Annotated in this window: 25 protein-coding genes; 22 read left to right on the top strand and 3 right to left on the bottom strand. The window is 43.8% G+C overall.

The genetic code is table 11. The features are described 5' to 3' along the window. The first annotated feature begins 55 nt into the window (after positions 1-55). The 16 genes from ACTRWF_RS08245 (at position 56) to ACTRWF_RS08170 (ending at position 9,626) form a co-directional block, all read left to right on the top strand. Entirely contained in the window at positions 56-592 is a 537-nt protein-coding gene (locus ACTRWF_RS08245) for a zf-TFIIB domain-containing protein (protein ID WP_462835365.1), read from the top strand. 63 nt (positions 593-655) lie between these two features. Beyond that, on the top strand, positions 656-1,105 hold the full coding sequence (locus ACTRWF_RS08240) for an acyltransferase (protein WP_462835364.1): 450 nt from the start codon (positions 656-658) through the stop codon (positions 1,103-1,105). Positions 1,106-1,137: 32 nt separating this feature from the next. Beyond that, positions 1,138-1,728: a GNAT family N-acetyltransferase gene (locus ACTRWF_RS08235; protein ID WP_462835363.1), complete on the top strand. Its 591-nt coding sequence runs from the start codon at positions 1,138-1,140 to the stop codon at positions 1,726-1,728. 107 nt (positions 1,729-1,835) lie between these two features. Next, positions 1,836-2,306 (top strand): SPFH domain-containing protein, encoded by a 471-nt coding sequence (locus tag ACTRWF_RS08230; RefSeq protein ID WP_015067176.1) that lies wholly within the window; start codon positions 1,836-1,838, stop codon positions 2,304-2,306. 118 nt (positions 2,307-2,424) lie between these two features. After that, on the top strand, positions 2,425-2,829 hold the full coding sequence (locus tag ACTRWF_RS08225; RefSeq protein WP_015067177.1) for a hypothetical protein: 405 nt from the start codon (positions 2,425-2,427) through the stop codon (positions 2,827-2,829). Between the two features lie 305 nt (positions 2,830-3,134). Then, the gene (locus tag ACTRWF_RS08220) at positions 3,135-3,629 is read left to right on the top strand and encodes an AAA family ATPase (RefSeq protein WP_462835362.1); all 495 of its coding nucleotides are present in this window, start codon (positions 3,135-3,137) and stop codon (positions 3,627-3,629) included. Positions 3,630-3,854: 225 nt separating this feature from the next. Then, on the top strand, positions 3,855-4,172 hold the full coding sequence (locus ACTRWF_RS08215) for a hypothetical protein (protein WP_462835361.1): 318 nt from the start codon (positions 3,855-3,857) through the stop codon (positions 4,170-4,172). Positions 4,173-4,205: 33 nt separating this feature from the next. Beyond that, the gene (locus ACTRWF_RS08210) at positions 4,206-4,610 is read left to right on the top strand and encodes an MAPEG family protein (protein WP_462835360.1); all 405 of its coding nucleotides are present in this window, start codon (positions 4,206-4,208) and stop codon (positions 4,608-4,610) included. A gap of 125 nt (positions 4,611-4,735) precedes the next feature. Further along, complete coding sequence (locus ACTRWF_RS08205; protein WP_157316046.1) at positions 4,736-4,960, top strand: hypothetical protein; 225 nt, start codon at positions 4,736-4,738, stop codon at positions 4,958-4,960. Positions 4,961-4,980: 20 nt separating this feature from the next. Next, positions 4,981-5,238, top strand: a complete 258-nt coding sequence (locus ACTRWF_RS08200; protein ID WP_015067183.1) for a hypothetical protein — start codon at positions 4,981-4,983, stop codon at positions 5,236-5,238. A 77-nt stretch (positions 5,239-5,315) separates the two neighbouring features. Beyond that, a complete protein-coding gene (locus ACTRWF_RS08195; protein WP_462835359.1) occupies positions 5,316-6,365 on the top strand; it encodes a DUF2157 domain-containing protein in 1,050 nt (349 codons plus the stop codon). A gap of 146 nt (positions 6,366-6,511) precedes the next feature. Next, positions 6,512-7,225 carry a DUF4328 domain-containing protein gene (locus tag ACTRWF_RS08190; protein ID WP_462835358.1) on the top strand — a complete coding sequence of 238 codons (714 nt, stop codon included), beginning with the start codon at positions 6,512-6,514 and terminating at the stop codon, positions 7,223-7,225. A gap of 426 nt (positions 7,226-7,651) precedes the next feature. Beyond that, positions 7,652-8,344 carry a TonB family protein gene (locus ACTRWF_RS08185; RefSeq protein WP_462835357.1) on the top strand — a complete coding sequence of 231 codons (693 nt, stop codon included), beginning with the start codon at positions 7,652-7,654 and terminating at the stop codon, positions 8,342-8,344. A gap of 9 nt (positions 8,345-8,353) precedes the next feature. Further along, positions 8,354-8,797 carry a sigma factor gene (locus ACTRWF_RS08180; RefSeq protein WP_462835356.1) on the top strand — a complete coding sequence of 148 codons (444 nt, stop codon included), beginning with the start codon at positions 8,354-8,356 and terminating at the stop codon, positions 8,795-8,797. A 5-nt stretch (positions 8,798-8,802) separates the two neighbouring features. Continuing rightward, entirely contained in the window at positions 8,803-8,955 is a 153-nt protein-coding gene (locus tag ACTRWF_RS08175) for a sigma factor-like helix-turn-helix DNA-binding protein (RefSeq protein WP_462835355.1), read from the top strand. Between the two features lie 2 nt (positions 8,956-8,957). After that, a complete protein-coding gene (locus ACTRWF_RS08170; RefSeq protein WP_462835354.1) occupies positions 8,958-9,626 on the top strand; it encodes a hypothetical protein in 669 nt (222 codons plus the stop codon). 101 nt (positions 9,627-9,727) lie between these two features. Here the strand turns inward: ACTRWF_RS08170 and cdd are convergent, their stop codons facing one another. Further along, positions 9,728-10,135 carry a cytidine deaminase gene (gene cdd / locus ACTRWF_RS08165; protein ID WP_334060511.1) on the bottom strand — a complete coding sequence of 136 codons (408 nt, stop codon included), beginning with the start codon at positions 10,133-10,135 and terminating at the stop codon, positions 9,728-9,730. Positions 10,136-10,270: 135 nt separating this feature from the next. Here cdd and nlpI point away from each other — a divergent pair, with 135 nt between their 5' ends. Together nlpI and ACTRWF_RS08155 are read left to right on the top strand one after the other, a co-directional pair. Then, positions 10,271-11,173: a lipoprotein NlpI gene (gene nlpI / locus ACTRWF_RS08160; protein ID WP_012518334.1), complete on the top strand. Its 903-nt coding sequence runs from the start codon at positions 10,271-10,273 to the stop codon at positions 11,171-11,173. 12 nt (positions 11,174-11,185) lie between these two features. Further along, a complete protein-coding gene (locus ACTRWF_RS08155; RefSeq protein ID WP_024016288.1) occupies positions 11,186-12,775 on the top strand; it encodes an SEL1-like repeat protein in 1,590 nt (529 codons plus the stop codon). Between the two features lie 86 nt (positions 12,776-12,861). On the opposite strand, the gene cysZ is transcribed toward ACTRWF_RS08155, so the two are convergent. Then, positions 12,862-13,599: a sulfate transporter CysZ gene (gene cysZ, locus ACTRWF_RS08150; protein ID WP_015067193.1), complete on the bottom strand. Its 738-nt coding sequence runs from the start codon at positions 13,597-13,599 to the stop codon at positions 12,862-12,864. 230 nt (positions 13,600-13,829) lie between these two features. On the opposite strand from cysZ, the gene ACTRWF_RS08145 reads away from it, so the two are divergent. From ACTRWF_RS08145 to ligA, 3 genes are all read left to right on the top strand, one after another. Continuing rightward, positions 13,830-17,417, top strand: a complete 3,588-nt coding sequence (locus tag ACTRWF_RS08145) for an AAA family ATPase (RefSeq protein ID WP_462835353.1) — start codon at positions 13,830-13,832, stop codon at positions 17,415-17,417. Positions 17,418-17,437: 20 nt separating this feature from the next. Further along, positions 17,438-19,024 (top strand): cell division protein ZipA, encoded by a 1,587-nt coding sequence (gene zipA, locus ACTRWF_RS08140; protein ID WP_462835352.1) that lies wholly within the window; start codon positions 17,438-17,440, stop codon positions 19,022-19,024. Positions 19,025-19,268: 244 nt separating this feature from the next. Continuing rightward, complete coding sequence (ligA, locus tag ACTRWF_RS08135; protein WP_462835351.1) at positions 19,269-21,305, top strand: NAD-dependent DNA ligase LigA; 2,037 nt, start codon at positions 19,269-19,271, stop codon at positions 21,303-21,305. A gap of 169 nt (positions 21,306-21,474) precedes the next feature. On the opposite strand, the gene ACTRWF_RS08130 is transcribed toward ligA, so the two are convergent. Then, a complete protein-coding gene (locus ACTRWF_RS08130; RefSeq protein WP_012518341.1) occupies positions 21,475-21,999 on the bottom strand; it encodes a DUF2062 domain-containing protein in 525 nt (174 codons plus the stop codon). A gap of 109 nt (positions 22,000-22,108) precedes the next feature. On the opposite strand from ACTRWF_RS08130, the gene ACTRWF_RS08125 reads away from it, so the two are divergent. After that, complete coding sequence (locus ACTRWF_RS08125; RefSeq protein WP_462835350.1) at positions 22,109-24,811, top strand: DNA internalization-related competence protein ComEC/Rec2; 2,703 nt, start codon at positions 22,109-22,111, stop codon at positions 24,809-24,811. Positions 24,812-24,908 lie beyond the last annotated feature (97 nt).

The following is a 24,908-nucleotide window of genomic DNA, read 5'->3' as shown; positions in this document are numbered from 1 at the left end:
TGATTAATCCTAGATCTGAACCTTACAAGTAAAATTTAAATTAAACGGACTTGAAATGACATCAGAAGACTTAGACAAAATTTTAAAAATGAAGTGCCCAAGAACGCAAACACCGCTAAAAAGAGTCATAGTTGGTAAAGTTCCTGTCTATTACAGCAAAGCATGTGGCGGTGTCTTACTCGAAAATCAAACATTAAGTAACTTTGAAAATCCGCAAGAAAAAAGAGGGAATGTGTTAGCAAAGCACCTTAGCCAGTTTCATTACGAGCTCGATTCTCTAAATAAACGGATTTCCTGTCCTAAATGCCCTGATACCGTGATGTTGCGCAGGTTTTATAGCCCGCTCCATGCGGTAGAGATAGATGAGTGCCCAAGCTGTGGTGCAATTTGGTTAGACACTGGCGAACTAGAAAAAATACAGTCATTAATGCTAAATGAAAAAGAACGTGCACTGTTAAGAATAGAGCTAATGAAAAAACATGAAAGGATTGAGGTAAAGGGCATGCCTCATACTCATGATAACTGGAACAAACGCGGAGATAAGGTCGATGCTTTTTTTGATTTAGCATCATACATCTCTAACAGTTGGTAGGTTCAACTACTTATAGATATATACTCGTTCGTAAACGGGTACTCATTTCGGGACTGACTTACCATGAAAAGCACACTGTCTCTTGCGCAATATGTTAAAAAACGAAATGGGGTTCCATTAGGGGCAAGTGGCTCCATGACAAACATGCTTTCCCGCGCTTTCGGAGCAAGGTCCTTTCAGGTGTTTTGGCGGCATTGGAATCCTATCTGGGGTTACTATTTATCGCGCAATATTATGCGTCCACTTGCGAGTTTTCTGCCTGTTTCTTTAGCTATCCTTGTTACATTCCTTGTCAGCGGTGCTCTTCACGATATCGCAGTATCAATTATAAAGTGGAAAATCGTTTTATTTTTCACGCCGTGGTTTGGACTAATGGGCTTGGTAGTTATAGTTTCAAAAGCGGTCGGGATATCGTACGGCCAGTTTAGTTGGATTGCTCGTGCAATAATTAATGCATCGCTAGTATTTGTCTCGTTAGGTATAACGTACTTTTTGGAGTCATTGTATGCTTAGCAACATACATTCAAATATACATGGAAAGTAAAATGTGGTTTAACGATGTAGAGTTAGAATCTGAAAATATAACGCTTACTCCCTTAACAATGGGACATGCTGACGCCTTAGTGAATGCAGCGACGGACGGTGAATTGTGGAAGCTATGGTTCACCTCTGTACCAAGCGCTGAAATTATTGATGACTATATTACGTCAGCATTAGAGCAGAAAGCCAAAGGGCTATCGTTACCGTTCGTGGTTATAGACAAAGCGAGCGGAGAGGTTATCGGCTCAACACGCTTTTGTAATGCTGACCTTTTAAATCAAAGGGTGGAAATTGGTTACACCTGGTACAGCAAAAGCTATCAGAAAACATCATGCAATACCGAATGTAAGCTACTTCTTCTTACCCACGCTTTTGAAAGTCTCGGAGCTATCGCTGTAGAGTTCAGAACAAACTGGCATAACCAAGCTTCACGTACTGCTATTGCGCGTTTAGGTGCTAAACAGGATGGTGTGCTAAGGAATCATCAAAGATTGCCAAATGGTGGTTATAGAGACACCGTTGTATTCTCAATTATTAATACAGAGTGGCCCTCTGTGAAAGAGAACTTAAAGTTTAAATTGTCAGTGCGTTGCTAACACAATGTTCAACATTAAATAGGCAATTAGGGTTACATTTTTATAGAGTCAGCAATCATGCCCCCTAATGTTAAAAAGTTTAATAACAATAAAAAGCAGGAGAGAACATGCACCCAAATAGACATGCTATAGCTTTCGGAAGTCTAGTATTTTTGGTGGTATCAGTTGTATTGATTATTGCAGCATTATTTTGGGGTTGGCCAAAATACAAAGTATATAAAAAAGAGATGGACGGTATTGCCGCACTAAAAGAAGCAGAGTGGAGCAAACAAATACTGATTGAAGAAGCCAAAGCTAGAGAGCAGGCGGCCCTGATGCAGGCGAAAGCGAGAGTAACATTGGCTCAAGCAGAGGGTGAAGCGAAAATTGTACAAGCTAAAGCTGAGGGACAAGCGGATATTGAGCGTGCAAAAGCTGCTGCTGAGGCTAATAGAATCATCGGTGAATCTCTTAAGGGAAATGAAGAATACCTTCGTTACGTATGGATTAAGGGGCTTCAAGATGGAAAGGGTGAACGCATCTATATTCCAACCGAAGCTGGTCTTCCAATACTTGAAGCGGGTAAAGCAGGGAATTAATCGTTGGCAGTAGCTAAAAAATGTAATTCTTCCATTTGAAATTAGCGTGGGGCCGCTAAAGCTCTCGGCTGTTCGCAATCGACTTATAAACTATAGAACAAACCGCAAGGATGAAGTCATGAGCAGACCCAACTTTTCAAGTTATACCATTGAAGAATTATTAGACTGTAAGCAAAATATTGACAAAGAGCGCTGGCCTGAACGCTATCAAGAAATACTCGATGTCTTAGCTTCACGCGTCGAAGACCCAACTAATAAGGCCGAGCATGACGAGCTTATTTTCACTTCGTTTTGTGAAGAACTAAGAGACGACTTAACGATTACTATCGATGATAACCTCTGGCCTATCATTACGTTTTTTTCAAAGCGCTTAAGGCGTAGCGTTCCGAGTACCTTTCTTGATGAAGTTTGTCCAATATGTGCTGGTGAGTTAAACATTACTCAGCGGCTCGGTAGTTGGAACATTGCTTGTGAAAAGTGCGATATGTCGTATTCTATTCGTGAAAGACGCGCATATTTTTAGCTTTTACGGCATCTACGATATAAGTTGTATCTCTTAACTAGCGACAGAGAAAAATCAATGGAACCCATCAACAAGTTCTGCCCTAGATCTGGCAAACCAGTAAAGCCTGACTCGCTTACAGAATACAGGGGCTATACCGTTGGCTTTTGTAACCCTGGGTGCAGTAGCGATTTCGCCAAAAACAGCGACGAATGCGTAAACGATACCCAGTACTTTGATGTGTTAATTAAAGAAAGGTATGGAAAATAAACGCTTAAAAGCGTTCTTCTCGCAAGTACCTAATGGCTTTAAGATGGGACCGAGATTTGACTAAAATTTTAATATTCGGAAACTCCGGTTCTGGCAAATCTACGCTAGCGCGCCGTTTGTGTGAAACACACGGTTTAGCACATTTAGACCTCGATACCCTTGCATGGAAACCTACAAGCCCGCCAGAAAGGAAGTCGATTAAAGAATCGGAACAAGAGATCCGAGCTTTTACCGCTTCTAATAAAACCTGGGTAATTGAAGGGTGTTACACAGACCTGCTTAAGCTTGTAGAGGCACAGTCTACTGAAATAATATTTATGAATTTACCCGTTGAGTTGTGTATTGGTAACGCGAAAGCACGGCCTTGGGAGCCCCATAAACACAAGACCAAACAAGCTCAAGATGATAATTTATCCATGTTAATAGACTGGATTGGCCAATATACAAAAAGAGACGATACGTTCTCTTATACTGCACACAAGCAGTTTTATGAAAACTATAGCGGCAGTAAGAGAATGATTACGCAAAATACCTCAGACTTAACAGCATAAACCACGTTATAACCGCACACAATGCGATAGCTATTTCATATACTACAACGAGTACGGGCATTCACCCGCAAACTAAAGCGCTAATTGAACTGCAGTATCAAACATTAGAAGTGTTAGAAATTAAAGGTGGTAAAGTGGCAGTGATAAGAAAGTATGAGGAGTAGTGGTAAGACGTTGAACTTAATGTTACTTTTTCACCGAGATTTTGAGTAGAGATTAGTATTTATGAAAAATTGGATTTTTATCTTTGCCGTTTGTTTTCTTTTGATTGGCTGTGCCTCTACTAATAAGCCACCGAAGTCAGCTGGGAAAGGCATGTTGTTAATGTCTACAGATACTAGCTATATTGTTGACGGTAAGCAGATTGATAGAACCAATGGTGAAGCTTTCCTTTCTGCGATAGATGCAACAGGTTTTAAAAAACTAATAGTGATTGAAAGAGATATAGAGCACCTTTTAACGCTGCGAGAACAATTAAAAGCTAAGGGATACTCACTTTACTACATTGACAGTGAACGGCGTGTTAAAGCAGTTTCTTTATAGAATTATAGAACATACCGGTACTATGCAGCAGTTATGAGCACACTTCTCACTCCCGTGTTCCTTCACATCGTTTGGTGTACCTTGCTTTATGCGTTATTAACCGTAACTCGCGCACCGGCTGTGTGGGGAGTGGGGCAAAGCAAAAACGGCTCAAACCTTTTTCACACTATTCAGCCTAAAATCAGCGCGAACTTAAGCAACCAATTTGAATGGCCGATATTTTTTCACATTGCCTGCGTGTTGCTTATCGCAACGGGTGAAGCAATAGATAGTATGCAAATCTACTTGGCTTGGGTGTTTGTGATTGGCAGAGTGCTGCACAGTATTGTTCAAATATTTACAGATAACATCAGGTTGCGTGGTATGGTGTTTACCATCAATTTTATTGCAGTGTTGGCTATGTGGACCTTGATTTTTATTGGTGAAATTGGCTTATAGTCCCGCCGTTAGACGAACGAGAATACCGAGTAAAGGGCGTCGTTAGCGACAAAATTAAAAGACAGCCACTATTCAACAAAAGCACTTGTGATTGAGCACGTATAAGGATTTAGGGCAATAAAGTTATGGAAGACGTTTTAGAACCACTGGGCCGCTTTATACTTCGGATACTCAAGTGGATAGTCGTAGAGGCTATCATTGAATTTGTTTTAAAAGGTACAGGTCACGTGGTACTTAATCTCTTAACATTGGGTAAATATCCTCGTGCGGGAAGAGATGAAGGAAGAACCGTTGCTGTTGGTTTTGTTAGCTTAATAGTTGTTTTTGTTTGCCTTGTACTGATTGCGTAATATCTAAAAAGGATAGTTTCATGAATATGAATAAGTGGGCGAAAATACGAGAAAAAGGCAAACAGCGCTTCGTTTTAGTAAACGGTGTTTTGGGGTGGGGCGTGTCTACAGCCATCCTCTGGGTCTTTTTGATGGAATTTCTTGAACCATCGGAAAATATTTGGGTACGCCCAATTACTGCTTTAATCATCTTCCCTATTGCAGGTGTCGCTTTTGGCCACTTAATGTGGAACAAATCTGAGAAGGCTTACGCAAAAGCAACGAGTAATACTCTGTAACTTCTCTAGGCTGGCTATTTACTTATAACCCAGTAAAGTAAAAGTTCTAAATTCTACAAGCTAATTCAGAGAAGTACATGGAAGTATCGAAAACAAGTATTCAAAAAGCAGTCGCGAAGAATATCATCTCTGAACAGCAGGGCATTGACCTCTACAGCTTCTTTCAGGCAGAAAGCCAGCATGCTCCCGCTTTCACCTTTACTCACATTCTTTATTATCTGGGCGGTCTTATCGCTATTGGCGCCATGACTTTGTTCATGAATTTAGGGTGGGAAGAGTTTGGGGGGCTGGGGATCATCTTCATATCATTGCTCTACGCTGGCGTAGGGTTAAAACTTACTAACTCTTTAGCAAATAAAAACCTAATTATTCCTGCAGGTATTTGCGCAACATTTGTCGTATGTCTAACGCCGATTGCTATTTATGGTTTTCAGCAATGGCTTGGCCTTTGGCCCGAGGACGATACAGTCTATCGTCAGTTTCATACACGCGTTAAATGGCTGTGGTTGTACATGGAGCTAGGCACATTGGTGACCGGCATGATAGTAGCTTGGCGCTACAAGTATCCGTTTTTGATAATGCCTATAGCAGTAACACTGTGGTACATCAGTATGGATGCTGTCATGCTTCTCATCGACCAAGACGATATCTGGAATTCCTATACATGGGAATTTCGCGCACAAGTATCCATGTACTTCGGCATGTTTATGACCTTACTGGCTTTTTGGGTTGACTTGCGGTCAAGGCACACTGCCGACTACGCATTTTGGTTATATTTATTCGGCGTTATTGCGTTTTGGGGCGGGCTTACTAGCCAAAACTCAGACAGCGAAGTTTCAAAGTTTTTCTATTTCTGTATAAACCTAGTCCTAGTAGGGCTAGGCGCATTATTGGTTCGAAAAGTATTTGTGATATTTGGCGCATTAGGCTGTTGTTTTTATCTTGGGCACTTAGCATCCAACGTGTTTAAGGACAGTTGGCTTTTTCCCATTGCGTTAACGGCAATTGGGTTAGGCGTGGTGTATGTAGGAATATTATGGCAAAAAAATGAAGTTAGGATCACTCGTAAGGCCCGTAATGCGTTGCCAAAGCCGGTTCAGGAACTTTTAGAGAACAGACTAAAATAAAAAACTTAATTAAACGCCAGGGAGTAAATAAACGCTCTTTAATCGTGATAGCAGTAGGTATTGAATAATAAAAATAAACAATAGCATCGGCGAAAGCAGATAAATTATCTTAGAAAAGTGGCAAATACGAAAGGTAGCAAATATAAATGTCAGATAAAAAAGAAGAATTCAAAGACCCTACAAACCTTATAGCGTGGATTAAATACTTTCTATGCTTTCAAGTTGTTCTGGCTTTTGTGGCTATCGGCTCAAATTTAATGGAGTACCAGCTTTTAACAGACTTCCAAAACGGCGTTTATTTTAGCCAAGAAATGGCGGTGGCCGATGCGGAAGCTAATGACATGAGGCAAGCCGTTATTGCTTTTTCTTACCTTGGCGTGTTTATCGTTTCTGGCGTTTTAATTTTAAGATGGATTTATCAAGCAAATCAAAATGCACGTCAATTTGGTGCGATAGATATGGTGTTTTCGCCAGGCTGGTCGATAGGTTTTTATTTCATTCCCATTGTTTCGCTGTGGAAGCCCTATCAAGCGATGAAAGAAATCTGGCAGGCAAGTCAAAACCCAACTAATTGGCCAGTAGAAAAAGTAAGCTCTATCTTGGGAATCTGGTGGTTTTTCTGGATTGCGAATAGCATGGTGGGGCAGGCGGCATTTAGAATGTCTAGAAGAGCGGAAGAAATCTCTGAAATTATGAATGTGAACTTGGTGTCACAGGCCTCAGAAGTTATTTCAATTCCTTTAGCATTAGTAACCTGGTTAATGATTAAAAAAGTTTCTAATGCTCAGTTAGCAATGCAGGAGCGAAGTAATGAACAGTCAGAAATTGACGAAGTATCAAACCTAGAACCAGCAAAGTGAAATTCAACAGCATTTTCTCGCTAAAATTATGATGGTTAATCAAATGCCAGCCATTAAAGATGGTCAGTCTGTAATGGCGATTGGTGTAGTAAAATCTTGATAACATTGTTTATGTAATAAAAAGGCTGGGTGATCTAATTCTCCTACTCAATCAAATAAATGATAAAGTTGAATCACAAAACTGTGATTAGGGAATAACATGGACTTTCTTTTTAACGTATTGATTTGGGTAGGCGTGGTTATCTTCGCCATTTTTATTATTGGTTTTATGGCAGCAGCGAAGCTGAATAAGCGCCAAGATGAAAATAATGATTAAAGGCATGCTAAGCTTGCTTTAAAAGCTGTAAGGCCAATTGCAGGAAAGTAATAAATATTTTCACCCCTTTTCTTTAGTTCCTCCGTTTAGTGAAAAAAGGGGGGAACAATATGCAAACAACAATCCTACCACGCGCTAACTCACAAGGTCTGGTACAACCTAGCCTACTACCTTTCGCAAAAGCGCCTTTCCAGAAGCGGGCTATCAACGCAACCACTATTGCTCTTGCAGGGGGAGTGGTTACTGCTGGTTTATTCGTTTTAATGGCAGAGCTGATAAGGCAAGATAAGGTGAATATAAGCGAAGCGCCGCCTGTGTTTTTTGAACCCATCATCTATCAGCCTGAAGATCAACGAACTATTACTAAAAAGCCCATTGCGCCTATTGAGCAAGTCATCAAAACGCCGCCGCAAAAAAAGGTCGAGATCGACCCTGAGCCAAATGACGGCCCAGGTAATTTCGAAATAAACACACAGGTTCCTAATACGGCGTTAGATTTATCAATAAATCTCAATAGTGCTCAAAGTGATATGCAGGCTACGCCTCAGTTCAGGGTTGATCCTACGTATCCGCCAGAGGCGAGTCGAGATGGTGTTGAAGGTTGGGTAAAGCTTGGGTTTACGGTAAGTGCTAGCGGCGCTGTATCGGATATAAAGGTATTAGATTCTGAGCCCAAGCGTGTGTTTGACAGAGCAGCACGCCGCGCGCTAAAAAAATGGAAGTACAAGCCTAAGCTGGACGGCGGTAAACCTGTTAGTCAACCGGGTATGGTTGTAGTATTAGATTTTAAACTAGAACAATAAGGATAGCCTATGAGTATAGGCGCAAGCTTGCAAAGCCTGTTTCAAGGTAAGCGCGAAAGAGCGCTGGGAGTGAGTGAAAGGCTAATGCTGCAATATAGCGCAAAAGGTGATGAAGCATCGTTAGCCGCACTTTTTGATTTACACAGTACCAAGCTATTTTATTTTCTTAAGGTATTAAGCGACAGCTCCATAGCTGAAGATATATGTCAGCGTACATGGATAAAAGTTATTGAGCACCGCCATTTATTTAAAAGCGGCGATAATTTTCAAGCTTGGTTGTTTACCATTGGAAGGCGAGCCCTTATTGATGAATTCCGTAAAAACGCCAAGCTTGAATATAGTAACGAAGCTGTAGAAGCATTTACCGTTTCTGAGTTGGTAAAGCACGCGCAGTCTTCGGTAGAAGATGACGTGGCTAAAGGGTTAGAAAAAGACGTTTTAAAGCATGTTTAGCGCAATTGCCTTACAAACAGAAAGAGGCGCTCTCACTGCAGTTTGAAGGTTTTAGTTTATCGCAAATAGCTGATATGTGCGGCGCTCAAAAAGAAACGGTTAAAACACGAATTCGATATGCTAAAGACAGTCTTAAAATTATGCTGGAGAAATTGTAATCATGTCTATCTCAGATAAAGAACTACAAGAAGCGTTCAGACGCAGCCAGCTGGTACAAAAGCAAAATGATTTAACAACTCAAAAGGCAAACGCGCGGGTACGTACCAATGTGCTCGGACATAACAAAGCTAGAGCAAACGGAAGTGACACAGAACGTATGTTCGCTGCGGCGTTTTCGTATCTCCGCGCCTATTTCGCGTCATCAACTCTTCGATTTACCGCTGTGGCTTTCGCTATTGTTGCCATGCTCGGTGTGTACAACATCGGAACATTTCAAAGCCGTCACTCGCAAGGTATGCAAACTGCTGCACATAGTGTAGATATTGTTCATTATCACGGTTTTGAAGGTGAAGATGAATTGTTGGCTAATAATCTCAATGACGACTATCAAGCCCGCTTTAATGCCTATACTCGCCAATATGTAGAGAGTAGTTTGGTTGCTAGAGCTGTTTCTCAGCAGCCAGCTACATTGCAATCGCAAGATGGTTATTGGCTATTGGTGAATTGTAAAAATCAGCAAGTTATCGTTTCTGAGAGTCTTATTACATCGTTGAATATCAATGGTCGTATAGAGGGGGATATCAACGTAGGGACTCAAGTTGCGCTAGGATTCGATGGTCAGGGAAGAATATTGTCTATTAAACAGTCTACTAAGCCGTTAATGTGCTGATATATAAGTGCGTCGTACAGATGTATAGAAACGCAAAAACGAGGCTGGCTGGTTTGGAAGCGGCCTGAGCCTCGTTAAATGCAGAATATGATTATTTAAAATTACTTGTCTAAATCGTGCGCCCTAAAGGCATTGGGAAGCAATTCGCCGATGGTGGTTTCAAACTTCTCTCCGCTTTGACTAACCATGGTTACCGGGGTTTCATCTGGCGCGAACTCTGCAATTTTTTGTCTGCAACCGCCGCATGGAAAACAAAATTCTTCGTTTGGGCTGGCAATAACGATGTGTGAAATGCGCTTCTGGCCTTGCGCAACCATATTGCCAATAGCAGTGGCTTCTGCACATTGCCCTAAAGGGAAGGCCGCGCTTTCTACGTTACACCCAGCAAAGGTTTCTCCACTCGGGGTAAGCACTGCGGCACCAACTTTAAAATTGGAATAAGGTGAATGAGAGTTTTTCTGTGCGTTAAAAGCAAGTTGTGATAGTTGTTCTAAATTATTTTTCTTCATAGCTACCTGTGTTAACCACCCAATACGCTTTACTTTTATCATCAAATGCGAGAAGGTTGGCGGCATTAGCGCCGCGACAAGCGTATACTTTATACTCAGGCGGTTTTTTCTTTTTTTATAGAATGCTTTTTTACCATGTGCAGAAACGTTAGTCTCATCTTTTTTTCTTTATTCGCTGCTATTTTAACCGGTTGCGCGCAAACACCTCCTGTTTCTGAAAGACCTCAAATGGGAAATCTACTTTTAGCAGAGCCTGCACCCGTTAATCCACGTTCTGAAATGGCCATTGTTCGCTACAACCAAGTGCTTACCAGCCCTGCGCTTTCCGACGAAGATAAAGCAGAATTGCACTTTCAGCGTGGCATGCTTTACGACAGCGTTGGCCTACCGGGTCTCGCTCAGTTCGATTACACCCAGGCCATCAACTTTAAGCCAGACTTGGCCGAAGCCTATAATTCTATGGGTATACACTACATTCAACAAAGTGACTTTATTCAAGCGTACGACGCGTTCGACTCAACCCTTGAAATTAACCCAGAATATGATTTTGCGTTCTTAAATCGCGGGATTGCGTTGTACTACGGGGGCCGTGCTGAGCTTGCAACTAACGACTTAAACCTTTTTTTTGAAAAAGATGATAGTGACCCGTTTCGTGCATTGTGGGCCTATTTCGCTCACCACGATGTGTCTGCGTTAGAAGGGCAGACTTACCTAGCTTCAATTCGACCAACGTTAGATAACGAGCATTGGGCCACGACATTAGTCGACTTGTTTCTAGGTACTGTTACCGAAAATGACGTACTGAATTCTCTGTTAGACGGCGTGAAAAGCCAAAAAGCACTCACAGACAGGCTTTGCGAAGCGTATTTTTATCTGGGTAAGTTTCATATGCAACAAGGCAACAGTGGCGTGGCATCTAACTACTTTAAACTTGCGCTAAGCACCAACGTGTTTGATTACGTTGAACACCGATACGCTCGAATGGAGCTAAACCGCTTGCGCGATAGAGCATCGAGCGCGCCGGTAAGCGAAGAGTAATCGACCAAGGTTATGCGAGGCTTATTTTTAGCAGTGTTCGCACTGCTTATTGTTGCGGGCGACAGTGGACGTTACATTCCTCAGTTAATAGCAAACGCCCTGAGCGTGATCCAGCCGATAAACGATAGCGAAGGGCTAACACCTGCCAGCTCATCCAATAACGAAGCCCCAAGTGTATCAACCCCTTTAGCCACTCAAACTGATGAAGCACTAGCGCTACTTTGGCTTGCGGCCAAACAAGGCAGCAAAGACGCTCAGGCTACATTACTCCAGCAGTTTGAAGCAGCATATAATGCCAAATTTTCCTCAACTCGCGGCATCGAGCAAGCTACCGCTACGTATTACTTAGAAAAGTTGGTAAATCTTGAAAATGCAGATGCTGCCTGGCTGCTTTACCAAATACTTGGCGAAGAGGGAGCATCGCAGCGCTTTATGCGTTTGGCGGCGCTAGGTGATGTGGCCGAAGCCCAGCTTGCTTTTGCAATGTCTACTGAGTCGCCAGAAAAGCGCGAGAAGTGGCTGGTTCGAGCGGCGTCGCAGCAATACTTACCTGCGCAAGCTGCATTGGCAGACTGGTACTTGCTACACGGCCAACAACATTTGGCCAAGCCACTTCTAGCGGCCACAGCGACATTAGATATGCAAAGCGCGTTTAAATATGCGCGATTGTTGTGGGATGAAGGTGAACATCAACAAGCGAAAGAACATTTTACGTTTGCTGCTAAACAAGGGCATGCGCAGGCTGAAAAGGCGTTAGAAGCTGTGCAACTTTACACGCCGTACACTTTAGGTCAGTTGGCAAGTCAGCCCACACCGCCAACGTGGTTAGATAACCCTGACTGTCTCCAGCGTATACAGCCATTTGCCACTAGCTTAGCTACCATTATGCGTGCTCACAGCCTTTATAGCTCGTTCAAAGCGGATACACGGCTTCAAGCGCTTTCAATATGTTTAGCTAAGCCTATCTGGCTTCAAGCCGATGCCCTTAACTGCCACCCGAATTACCAAAATACGGGGGTTTTAGGATGCAATATTACTCCTTTATCGAACATTGCTAAAAAGCATAAATTTAGTCACGCTGTTGTGGTTTCAGAGCAGGGGAAAGCCAACGTTCAAAATGGTGTAATGTATTTAGATATTAGTGATGCCTATTCTGTGTTTGTCCATGAGTTGGCACACTTTGCCGGTTTTGCTGATGAATATCCTATTGGGCGCAGCATGGCGAATAAGCTTTGTGACGAGGATGGCATTAGCGATTTTATGCCACCGAACCTGATCGTAGACTCTGAGTATTGGTACGCACCTCATAAAACGGTAGAGGGTTGGTTAGCAATAGACCCTAATACGATCATTGCGCGGGCCAAAACCTGCTCGGTACTGGGGAAAAACAGCTATAAACCCAGTCGCAGAATAACGTTTATGGAGCATCACGATAGCGGTGTCATACCGCCTCTCTATCTAGTGTTGTGGCAGCAGCAGTTAGAAAAAGAAAACGCACAGCGACCAATTTCTATGAATTTCTTCCAAGCATTTCATCGCAATGGCAATCAGAAAGAAGCGGCGCATTGGTTGGCGGAATATGAAACCTTTAACGGGCAGTAGCCGTAAATTTGTACCTAACAAAGCTCAAAATTACTCTGCACTTACCTAATACAGGTGAGTGCAGAGCATATCAGATACAACGCAGTCTACTTATTGAGCGTGTGTTTAAGTTCTCGAACCCACATAGACGTAGCACCGCAAATCGCAACCGGCATGATAATAAAGTTGACGACAGGAATAAGCGAAAAGACATTCACCATCATACCAAAAGTCAGTGCTTTACCTTTGTGTTCGCCTAGGTGCAATCGCATGCGAGTGAAGTCGACCTTATGATTGTCGTAAGGGTAGTCGCAATACTGTATAGCCATCATCCACGCATTGAACAAAAACCACAGCACTTGCCCAATGATGGGTAAAAAGATGAAAAGCAGAAGGAAACCGATTGCCCGGGGGATGTACCAAATAAGCTTAGTGAGTTCTCTGCCTACGGTACGAGGGATGTCCTTTACAAGCGACATGACACCTTCATCACCTAAATCTTGACCGGTAAGATGGCGCTCAACTTTTTCAGAGAGTACGCCGTTAAACGGTGCGGCAATCCAGTTCGCGAGTGTGCCGAAAATAAGCGCGAATATTAACAAAACACTTATAACCGCCAAAGGCCACAAAAAGAAGCTAATGGCTGTTTTAATCCAACCGAGCCACTCTGGGACAAGGTCGATGACATAGGCAATGCCCATTTCAATTTGACCAAACAGAAAATAAAAGGCCACTGAAAATAGCACTAGATTTATAGTAAGGGGCACAAATACGAAACGCTTTAGCCCTTTCGTTTTGATAAGCGAAAAGCCTTCAAAGAAATAATGTACACCACCTGAACTCATTAGGACTCCTTTTGCGTTTTAAGTATTTAAATGCTCTATCATACGCTTACTGGGTTGCGTATGCCTAACTTGCCGAAATGGTAATTGTTACAAGCTGTTAGATTTGGTAGAGTCGATGAATAATAACAAAAGAATCTTCCGTGTGATTGTATCATTTCTAACCCATCAGCTTTTTCGGCCGGTTTTTGTGCGATATCGCCTGCCAGCTCTGTCTCTCAGAGGGTTGATGCGTGCGGCTTAAAAAGATAAAGCTAGCTGGGTTTAAGTCCTTCGTAGAGCCAACCACTATCCCGTTTCCAGGTGAAATGACGGCGATTGTAGGTCCCAACGGCTGCGGTAAGTCCAATGTTATAGACGCGGTACGTTGGGTGCTTGGTGAAAGCTCTGCCAAGAACCTTCGTGGTGATGCCATGACAGACGTCATTTTTAATGGTTCTTCTTCGCGTAAACCGGTTGGCCAGTGTAGTGTTGAATTAGTTTTCGACAATAGTGCGGGGCGCATTGCGGGCGAATTCGCCAATTATAACGAGTTGTCGGTTAAGCGCCTCGTGACTCGAGATGCTACCTCTACCTACTTTTTAAATGGCACTAAGTGTCGAAGACGGGATGTAACTGACTTATTTTTAGGTACAGGACTTGGGCCGCGCTCGTACGCCATTATAGAGCAAGGTATGATCTCGCGGCTCATTGAGTCTAAGCCTCAAGAGCTTCGAGTGTTTATTGAAGAGGCTGCGGGCATATCGAAGTACAAAGAGCGCCGGCGAGAAACCGAAAACCGTATTAGACACACCCAGGATAATCTTGAGCGCTTGAATGATGTGCGCGACGAGTTAGGTAAGCAGTTGGAAAAGCTACAACGCCAAGCTGCCGCCGCAACACGTTATAAAACGCTTCGTGCACAGGCAAGAGAATTAAAAGGTCAGCTTGCTGCTATTCGCTTTTTAAAGAACAGTGAACACATAGAGACCTTGCAAAAACAACAGCAAGCTTTGCAGGTCGAGGTTGATGATTTAACTGCTCGGCTTCAGGGCGATGAAGCAGGGCTAGTGTCATACAAGAATAAGCAAGGCGAAACCAAGCAGGCAATTGACGACTTGCAACAGCAGTTGTTTTCAACAAGCAATGCGATAACTCGGCTAGAACAAAATGCACTTCACGCTAAACAGCGCAAAGCCCAAGTTGAGCAAGAGTTATCTCGTATAAATGAACAGCATGAATTGCTAAATCACTCTATCGCCGAGGCGCAAGAAGCGCTAGCCGTGTCAAATGATGCGCTTGATACTATCGAGCCTGAAATAGCGTTAAAAGAAGCCGAACTTGAACAAGCAAAAGAGCGCTTCGAGGATGCCGAGCAAGCACTTAGAGAGTTTAATATAAAAGCTCGAGAGCAAGAGCAAACCTACAATCAGCTTCGCCAAAACGTGCAGCAATGCCACAGTCAGATTCAGTCAACGATGAGCATGCAGCTTCGCACCTCTCAGCGCATTAGTGAATTAAACGATGAACTAACCCAATTAGATGATGAGGACTACGCGTCTCAGATAGCGCTTGTTGTTGGGCAAAGCGAAGAAATTAGTGCTCAGATTGACGAAGATAGCGACAAAATCATCAGTATTAGCGAATTGGAAAACGAACAAGAAAGCCTTGTTCAAGCACAACAATCAAAACTTCGCACAGTACAAGGTGAACTGCAAACCGCCCAATCAACCAAGTCTGCCTTAGAAGCACTTCAACAAGATGCCATGAGCAGCGAAGATATTGTTTTAGAAGGTGTTGAAAAATTATGGCAGCAATTTAGTTCAGGGGCTGCACTGGCACCGTGCGTTGAGTCTATTTTACAGCACGTAAAAGACCCCGTTGTCGCTAAATCCCACGGTATTTATGACTTGCTATCGCAAATAGAAAGCGTACCAAGTGGTGTGAAAGTGTTTACTGGTGAAGCGTTTGTAACTAACGCCAAGCCCGGCACGCTAGCAGACGCACTGTTGCGTGAAGAAGGTGCGCCCACACCAAATCGTCGCGTTCCTGCTATTTTCAACGATATTTACCTTTGCTACGATGATGATGAACTTATACAGCTTATTGGTAATTGTGCGTTACATAAAGAGGGAAATCAGGCAGGGAAGGCTCATAATGGGACCGGTGAACTGCGAGGTAAGGAGAGCCAGGGTTGGGATAATTCGCGCATTAATGGTTGCGCCAGCGTCATCTCGCCAACTGGCTTGTGGGCAAGCAGTCAATGGGTGGTAAGACCGGGTAAAGCAAATGACGGTGCACTGCAGCGCGCCAACAAAATTCAGGCATTGAGCGAATCAATCTTGCTTAGCGAAAGCGTGCTCGATGAAGTAAACATGTCTCTAAACACTGCCCAGCATGCGTTAACCGCTACAAAAGCGCAAAAACAGGCGTTACAAAGCGCCTTGAGCGAAAAAGAAAATCAGCTTACACAATTTAAAAACAAGCTATCGCTACTTGAAATGCAGCAAGCGCAGCAGTCCACACGCGCGGAAAAGCTCAATCAAGAACTGAGTAAGCAAAAGCAAATGCTAGCGAAAGAAGAAGAACAACTCTCCCAGCTATCTGAAAAATTAGAGCTTCAAGAAGCGCAGATTTTAGAGCATGAAGTTCATATTGATGAGGTCAACAGTAAGCGAGAGTCTAACGAGCGAAATACCACCGAGTTAAGAGCCCGAGTTGATAACTTAACATCACAAAATCATGAGCTTGCATTAAAGAAGCAACAGCTAGAGAACCATCAGAATTTATACAGCCAACAGGTGTCTCGGAACCTTCAACAGCGTGACGAATACATTAAAAACAAAGACAGGCTAACAAAGGAACTTTCTCAGCTAACGTCGCCTCAAGAAATACAGGAAGCCGAGCTTCAAACACTATTAGAAGCTAAAGCAGAGTTAGAGCAATTAAAAGCCTCTAAGCAACGGGCTTTGGAAGATATCGAGCAATGGCTGCGAGAAGCAGAGAAGGGCCACCAGTCCCTTGGCAAGGATATTCAAGCCCGGCAGACCAATATTGATAAATTAGCTATAGATATTGAGGGCTACCGCGTTCGGGCAAATACCATACTCGAGCAGCTTGATGAAACCAAACAGTCTTTAAAAACGATTTTGGAAACTTTGCCAGACGAGGCGAATGAAACGGGATGGCAAGATGAACTTGAGAAAACCCAAGCAAGTTTGCAGCGTCTAGGAGCGGTTAACCTTGCGGCCGTTGAAGAATACGAAACCCAGTCTCAGCGCAAACAGCATTTAGATACACAGCATCAGGACTTAACGGACGCGCTAGAGACACTGCAAAGTGCCATAAGAAAAATTGATAAAGAAACGCGCACGCGATTCTCAAATACCTTCGAGCAAGTTAACGAAGATTTAAAAATGCTATTCCCTAAAGTCTTTGGGGGCGGTTCAGCGTACCTTGCACTTACCGACGATGATTTGTTAGAAACGGGGGTGACGATTATGGCTCGTCCTCCTGGCAAGAAAAATAGTACGATTCACCTCTTAAGCGGTGGAGAAAAAGCATTAACCGCTTTATCATTGGTGTTTGCTATTTTCAGATTGAATCCAGCACCATTTTGTCTGCTGGATGAAGTAGATGCACCATTGGATGATGCAAATGTAGGCCGCTTTTGTAATTTAGTGTCAGAAATGTCACAAACAGTGCAGTTTATTTATATCACCCACAATAAAATAGCGATGGAAATGGCCAGTCACCTTACCGGTGTTACCATGGCGGAACCTGGGGTTTCACGTATGGTAGCGGTAGATGTAGACGAGGCAGTAGCCTTCGCAGAAGCATAACAAAGGGCGAAAGAAATTAAATGGAAGATCAATTACGTCTATTTTTACTCCTTGGGGGCACGGTTTTCATTATTGCCGTGTTAGCACATGGTATTTGGAAAATTCGTAAGAACAGCAAGCCTTCAGAAAAAGCGCGTGTTGAGCCACGCCAGTGGAGCGACATGGACGATGACGTTGAAAATGAATTAAATAACGAACAAGAAGGCTTCGACGAGTTAGGGGTAGGCGCTGTAAGAGTGGTTAGTCATGCTAAAAGCGCTTCCGACGAGCCGGCTACGCCTCGTGACAAGCGCGCTATAGAAGAGACTGATAATGTGTTTGATACTAAGGAAGACGATATTGCTGGTGCTCACCATATGAACGCTAATAGTCAAGACAGTGAAGTAGACACCTCGGGCTTATCTAAAGCTAGTAGTAGTGATACCAATGAAGAGCTCGATGCGCCAGAAGCGCAACCAGAAGAGCCAAAGCTTTACGGTTCAGTGGTCACCAACCCGAAACCGCATATGTCAGGGCAAGCTCGCGCCAATGAGACGCCTGCACAGAGCGGGTCTAAAAAGGCTGGAGATAATGACTTCCCTGAACCACCGGGTTTTCTGCTTCGTGAAGGAGAGAGTGATGACGCTGCGGGTGAAGGGCATTCCGAGAATACACAGTCAGCGCACATACATGAAAGTAGTAGAACTGATTCGGCGCACTCTGGGGAAAGCGTGCATTCGGATAATGAACAAGCCGTTTCATCTGAAGCGCAAAACACTACTCGAGTAACGGCTGCCGATGAGCCGCCGCGTACAGAAACAAAACGCGCGGCGCAAAAATTCTACGTAGATCCCACGCAAGAAGAGGAAGAACACCAACCCCACGCTGAATCGAGTAGTCAGCGCGACGTTGCCGACTTTAGTTTAGACGCGCCGCAAGAGTCTTTTGCCTCAAACAACAAGCAAGAAGAAAGCGGACAGCCTAAGCGCTTTTCTCGTTCAAAGCGAAACAAACCAGGTATTAAAAAGCGAGAAGAGCCAAATTTTGGTGATGATCAAATGCGCATTGATTTTGACACCAGTGAGGCAAGTGCATCTGATTATGAACGTGAAAGCTTTAGCGCAGATCATGATGCAAGCCGTTCGCAAAATACTGAGCGATCAAGTGCTAAAGGCGAGGCGAATACACCTCAACCTGAACAGGAAGTGTTAGTGTTGAACGTAAGAACGCCAGAAGGTGAACCAATTTTAGGTGCCGCGCTACTGCCTATGTTGCTTACTCTTGGCTTCAAGTTTGGCGATCAGGATATATTCCATCGACACGTCAACTCTAACGGCAAAGGCCCGGTATTATTCAGCCTTGCTAACATGTTTAAGCCCGGTGTTTTTGATATCGACAACCTTGAGAATTTTGAAACACAAGGTATCTCACTGTTTATGATATTGCCCATAGAGGGTGACCCGCATCAAGTGTTTAACATGATGCACAATGCAGCGCGAAAACTGGCTGATGAATTCGGCGCTCAGGTTTTAGATGGGCGTAGAAGCGTATTAACCAAACAGGGCCTGCAGCAATATGTTGAGAAAATTCGCGAATTTGAACGCAAACGCATGATTGCGCGTAGCTAGCCACCATTAAGCAGCTAAACGCGTTTAGCCTTCTTTGGCTTTAATAGTTGGCAGCGTTGTTAAAAAGGACTTGGCTTATACCCAAGTCCTTTTCTGTTAATAAGCGAAGTTTGGACATGCTTATTAATGGGCATTTTGGCTGAGTACTTTAAAGCCACGTTCAGTATACAGTAACCATTGGTTTGTTGACCTTTGCTATACATTGTTAAACTTTTAATTATTTAAATGGCGTGACCACAATTCCATGTCTGACACTTTAGAACAAGCTCGAAAAAAAGTTGCCGAACTGCGCAACACCTTAAACGAATATAACTACCATTATTATGTATTGGACGACCCCTCAATACCCGACGCGGTATACGATAGGGATATGCAGTCACTTATTGCGCTTGAAAAACAGTATCCTTCTTTACAAAGCCCTAATTCCCCAAGTCAAAAAGTGGGGGGGGAGGCATTATCGGCATTTGAGCAAGTCACCCACGACGTGCCTATGCTTTCGCTTGACAATGCTTTCGATGAGGAATCTCTTCTTGCTTTTGAAAAGCGTCTCAAAGATAGAATAAAAGACACATCAAGTTTGCATTTCAGCTGCGAGCCTAAGTTAGATGGCCTTGCCGTAAGTATCCTTTATGAGAACGGTGAACTTGTTCGTGCGGCCACACGAGGTGACGGTCAAGTCGGTGAGAATATTACGGCGAATGTACGCACTATTTCTAACGTGCCGTTAACGTTGCGCGGAGACGCTCACCCCGATCGCGTAGAAGTTCGCGGTGAAGTATTCATGCCTCGCGAGGGCTTTGCCAAGTTAAACGAACATCAGAAAAACGCCGGTGGTAAGGTGTTTGCCAATCCACGGAATGCCGCAGCGGGAAGTTTACGTCAGCTTGATTCAAAAATAACCGCTAAACGCCCGTTGATGTTTTATGCATACTCGCTAGGCGTAGTACAACCTGATAACTTTACGCTACCTACCACCCATAGCGAACGTCTCTCACAATTAGGTAAATGGGGGCTGCCCTTGTGCCCCGATATTGATACAGCTGAAGGTGGGCGAGGCTGTCTCGATTACTATCATCATATATTAGAAAAGCGTGACAACTTACCTTACGACATAGACGGCGTTGTCTTTAAAGTTAACCGTATTGATTTACAGGCTGCGCTAGGGTTTGTAGCACGTGCGCCAAGGTGGGCAATTGCACAAAAGTTTCCTGCCCAAGAAGAAGTGACTAAACTGCTTGATGTAGAGTTTCAGGTTGGCCGTACCGGTGCAATTACCCCTGTCGCAAGGCTTGAGCCCGTCTTTGTAGGCGGTGTAACCGTGTCAAATGCGACCTTGCACAACCAAGATGAGATTACTCGTTTAGGCGTTAAAGTGGGTGACACTGTGGTTATCCGTCGTGCAGGTGATGTTATTCCGCAGGTGGTGTCTGTGGTTGATACAAAACGTACAGGCAGCGAAACCGACATAGCTTTTCCCAGTCAGTGCCCTGTGTGCGGCTCACAAGTAGAAAAGCTTGAAGATGAGGCAGTTGCTCGTTGTACGGGTGGGTTAATCTGTGCAGCGCAGCGCAAACAAGCGCTGAAACATTTTGCTTCTCGAAAGGCATTTGATATTGACGGTTTAGGGGATAAATTGGTCGATCAGCTAGTTGATGCCGATTTAGTTCATAGCCCTGCTGACTTCTTTACTCTATCACTTGGTGATGTAGTTGGTTTAGAACGCATGGCTGAAAAATCAGCGAGTAAGTTGTTATCCTCTTTAGAGGCATCTAAACAAACTACCTTAGCGAAGTTTCTATACGCACTTGGTATTCGAGAAGTAGGGGAAGCGACAGCAGCTAATTTAGCGGCGCACTTTGAAACCCTCGATGCAATTCGCGACGCGTCGATAGAGGCGCTGGTTGAAGTACAGGATGTGGGCGAGATAGTAGCAACACATATATTTAACTTCTTTAATGAGTCACACAATACTGATGTGATTGATGCGTTGTTAAAAGAAGGCATTAACTGGCCTGCGATTGAAAAACCTGACGCGGATAACTTACCGCTTGAGGGTAAAACCTGTGTGATCACCGGAACGCTTAGCGAAATGGGCCGCTCGGATGCTAAAGCGCGCTTACAACTCTTAGGGGCTAAAGTGGCGGGTTCGGTAAGTAAAAATACCGATTTTCTAGTTGCTGGAGAAAAGGCAGGCTCTAAATTGACGAAGGCCCAAGAGTTAGACGTTGAGGTGTGGGATGAAGCCAAACTTATTGCTTTTCTCGCAGAAAATGAGAAATAACGTGTCTTAGCTAACACCGTGAATTAGATAACACCATGAATTAAAAGGCACCGTGAATCAAAAAACGCCACTTCAAAAGTGGCGTTTTTATTTTTACGAATGACATTAAAGAAAAAGCACTCGGTTACATTTAAAAAAGTGCATTCCGCACGCTTGTAACATATCGCCTTTAGGCTTGTTGGTTACGCAACTGACGACGTCTCTCCCACGCTTTTTTGACTTGGAAGCGCCATACCCAATTTAGCGAAAAGTAACCCGCTAAGCCGAAGACCACTGAGCAAATACCACAGCCGACAAGGAACGCTGGGCCTATGGTGTTTATGCTTTCAACCACCCATTGCCAACTAAATTGAAATTCAAAATGCTCAGGTTTGGTCCCAAGTACAGTAGTGCCGACTTTGTACGCCCCATAGAATATAGGAGGAATCGTGAAAGGGTTTGTTACCCAAACGGTGGCCACTGACAAAGGTAAATTAGCCCGAAAGGGAATGGCTAAACCGGCAGATAACCACATTTGAAACGGCACAGGCCAAAAAGCGAAAAATAAGCCAATACCAAAAGCCCCAGATGCTGAACGACGGTTTAAATGCCACAAATTTGGTTCGTGCAGAACGCTACCGAATATCTTTAAAGCTTTGTTTTGCTTAATACTTTGGTGGTCTGGCAAAAAACGTCGAATAAATTTCTTAGGCATAAATATCAATGCATCTCGAAAATAAAATCAAAAATGACAAAACGTGGGTTATTGCAACGTGCTTTGTGCACATGTCACGTTCACTAATTGTCAATTGCTACGTGATAACATGGTCAATCGTATCACAATTTGGTTAAGCTGTTTTTGCGCTGGCGCAATAAGTGCGGTTTTTTGGTACCGACTTCCCAGCGCAAACACCATGGCAGTGATGATTGCCATAAACGTCGTAGCAAGCACCATCCCTATGCTTTATCGACGTAAAAGTCGTGCGTGCCAACACACCGCTTTCGAAGCACTGCTGTGTTGGATTATAAGTGGTCTGCTTACAGGTGTACTTTGGGTGGCGAGTGTAGGGCATTTTTACTACGCTTGGCAACTGCCCGAAGGGAAAATTCAACAAGATGTCACAATTTCAGGCCAAGTTGTGTCAGGAGGCTGTGTTTCTTCGAACACAGACGCGGTTCAAGCTCACTTTCAATACTTTGTTACCATTGAATTACTTAACAATGAGCGCACCGCTGCGTTTTTAAATAGGGCTCCGTTTTCAGCGTTTTTTAGTCAATACACGAGTTTTAACGCGCGGCTCTCGCATACCGTATATTCAGGCGCGCAAAACCAAAAACCAAGCTACATCTACCCACAGGGAAGAGCGTCGATAGATCTGCGTTCGAATGACCAAGGTAACCGGCAGCACGATATAAAAACGGTTGCCGGTGAAAAGGGCAGAAATAACATTAAGGCGCTAAAAAAACCGGCTACCTGTTTGCACAATGGTGACAGGTTTACTGCGGTAGTTAAGCTTAAGCCCGCTTACGGCACGGCCAACCCGGTTGGGTTTAATAGGCAGCAACAATTCGCGAGTAAACTCATCCATGCTACCGGGTACATCAAATCATTAGATAATAAAAAAACACAGCATAGTCATAATGAGCGATTTGGTTTAGGGAAAACCCTCGTGGGTTTAGGCCTTGATTATCAAAGGTGGTGGCTTGCCTTATTACTTGGCAATAAAACCGAATTAACTGATACCGACTGGGAGCAATTACAACGCACAGGTACTGGGCACTTGTTTAGCATTTCTGGCATGCACTTATCGATTATTGCTGGTGTTTGTCTGCTGATCATTAACCCCGTAGTGCTTACCCTAGCAATGGTCGCTAGCGCGTTAGGGAACATTCACGCAATCTTTAAATTGCGTGTTTTAAGCCTGTTTAGCCCGCCACAAAGGGCAGCCTTGCTAAATAATACAGGCAATGATTGCACGCGTATTGGGGGGCAAGTACTCATCGCACCGGTAAGGTTGATAGTATTATCCTGCACTGTCTTAGCGTGTTTTTTGTATTCAGGGTTAAGCGGTAACGCGCTTCCTGTGGTGCGGGCTTTCATATTACTAGCCTTAGGCTGCTTGTTATCTGTTTGCCAATTAGCATGGCGGCCGTTGAACATTGGTGTCGCTATGCTTGCCCTTAGTCTGTTGATATTTCCTTTATCCATGTTAAGCGCTAGCTTTTACCTTAGCGTTGGGGCAGTGGGGTGTATATGGTTTCTTATCACCGCTTTTGGGTTACAGCGTAATGCTTGGTATGTTGTTTTGATAAAACTTCAGCTGGCGCTTACCTTCATTATGATGCCGTTAACGCTCATTTGGTTTGGTAGCGCTAGCTTCATCGCCCTTGTCGCCAACTTAATTGCCCTTCCTTTTGTGACACTTATACTTCCCATAGGCCTCCTCTCGTTATTGGCGATTCACTTTTATGACAACACTGTTGTGGCGTTCTTAGGATCGCTCATACTTAAACAAAGTGACTATTTGTTTGGCTATTTACTCGAATTTTTAGCCTATTTAAGCGAGTATGAACTCAGCCTTGTATATGCGCCTATAGAAAGTGGCACAGCGCTATGTTTTTTAACGGCTATTGTCGTGACTTTCTTGCCAACGTGGCGCTATAAAAACGTGTGCGCTGTGTTACTGTCGTTGCCTCTAATTGTTGAAGTCTGTTGGTGGGTATCGCCAAATGATAGTGCCTGGACGTTGCATGTACTCGACGCAGGGCAAGCGACCGCGCTAATGGTGACTAAAGGCAATAGAGCTATAATTATCGATTCAGGTGCGAAATACAACGGTAAGGCCGTTACCGCCACACACGCTATGATGCCTTTGCTAGATAAGCTTCACATACGTCATATTGACCATATTATTCATACACACAGTGATAACGATCACGCAGGAGGCGCAGATACTTTTAATACTCATCCTAACGCGCAACACGCTAAATGGTACTCACCTACGCGAGGCTGCGAGCGCGGCAAAACCTTTAACTGGCAGGGTTTGCACGTTGACTTTCTTTGGCCGCTTAAGGGAAATAAGAAAAATACGAACGCCACTTCTTGCGTAGTGAAAATAGCTAACTTTGCAGGAAGTGTGCTTATACCAGGGGATATTGAGAAAGAGAGCGAATATGCGTTGATAACGCGTGAACTAGAGAGTCAAACTAACGCATTGCACGCAGATGTGCTGGTTGCTCCGCACCACGGAAGTAAAACGTCTTCTACGAACGTTTTTATTGAACAGGTATCGCCTTCGGCTGTTATTTTTACGCAGGGGTATGAAAACCGCTGGCAGTTTCCGGCTCCAGTGGTGTTCGCACGTTACCAAGAAAACGGCGTAGCAACTTATCTAAGCAGTTTTCATGGATATATCAGCGCTACCTTTGAAGATAAAGGGGTTACAGTTAACACCCAGCGCGGTAATTACAAACGCCGTTGGTATTTAAAGGGCAGGTCGCCTCGTCATTTACCCTCGTTCCGTTAGCGTGTTCTAACGCAAACGTACGTTGAGCCGTAATTTTTGCAATGCCGCTCATCCTCAATTGAAACACTGACCAAAGAACAACATTGTGTTGGTTTTA

The sequence above is a fragment of the Alteromonas sp. G5_S2_22_S1 genome (genome assembly GCF_054968525.1).
The sequence above is the reverse complement of the archived record's forward strand: the minus strand, read 5'-3'. Positions and strand labels throughout refer to the sequence as shown.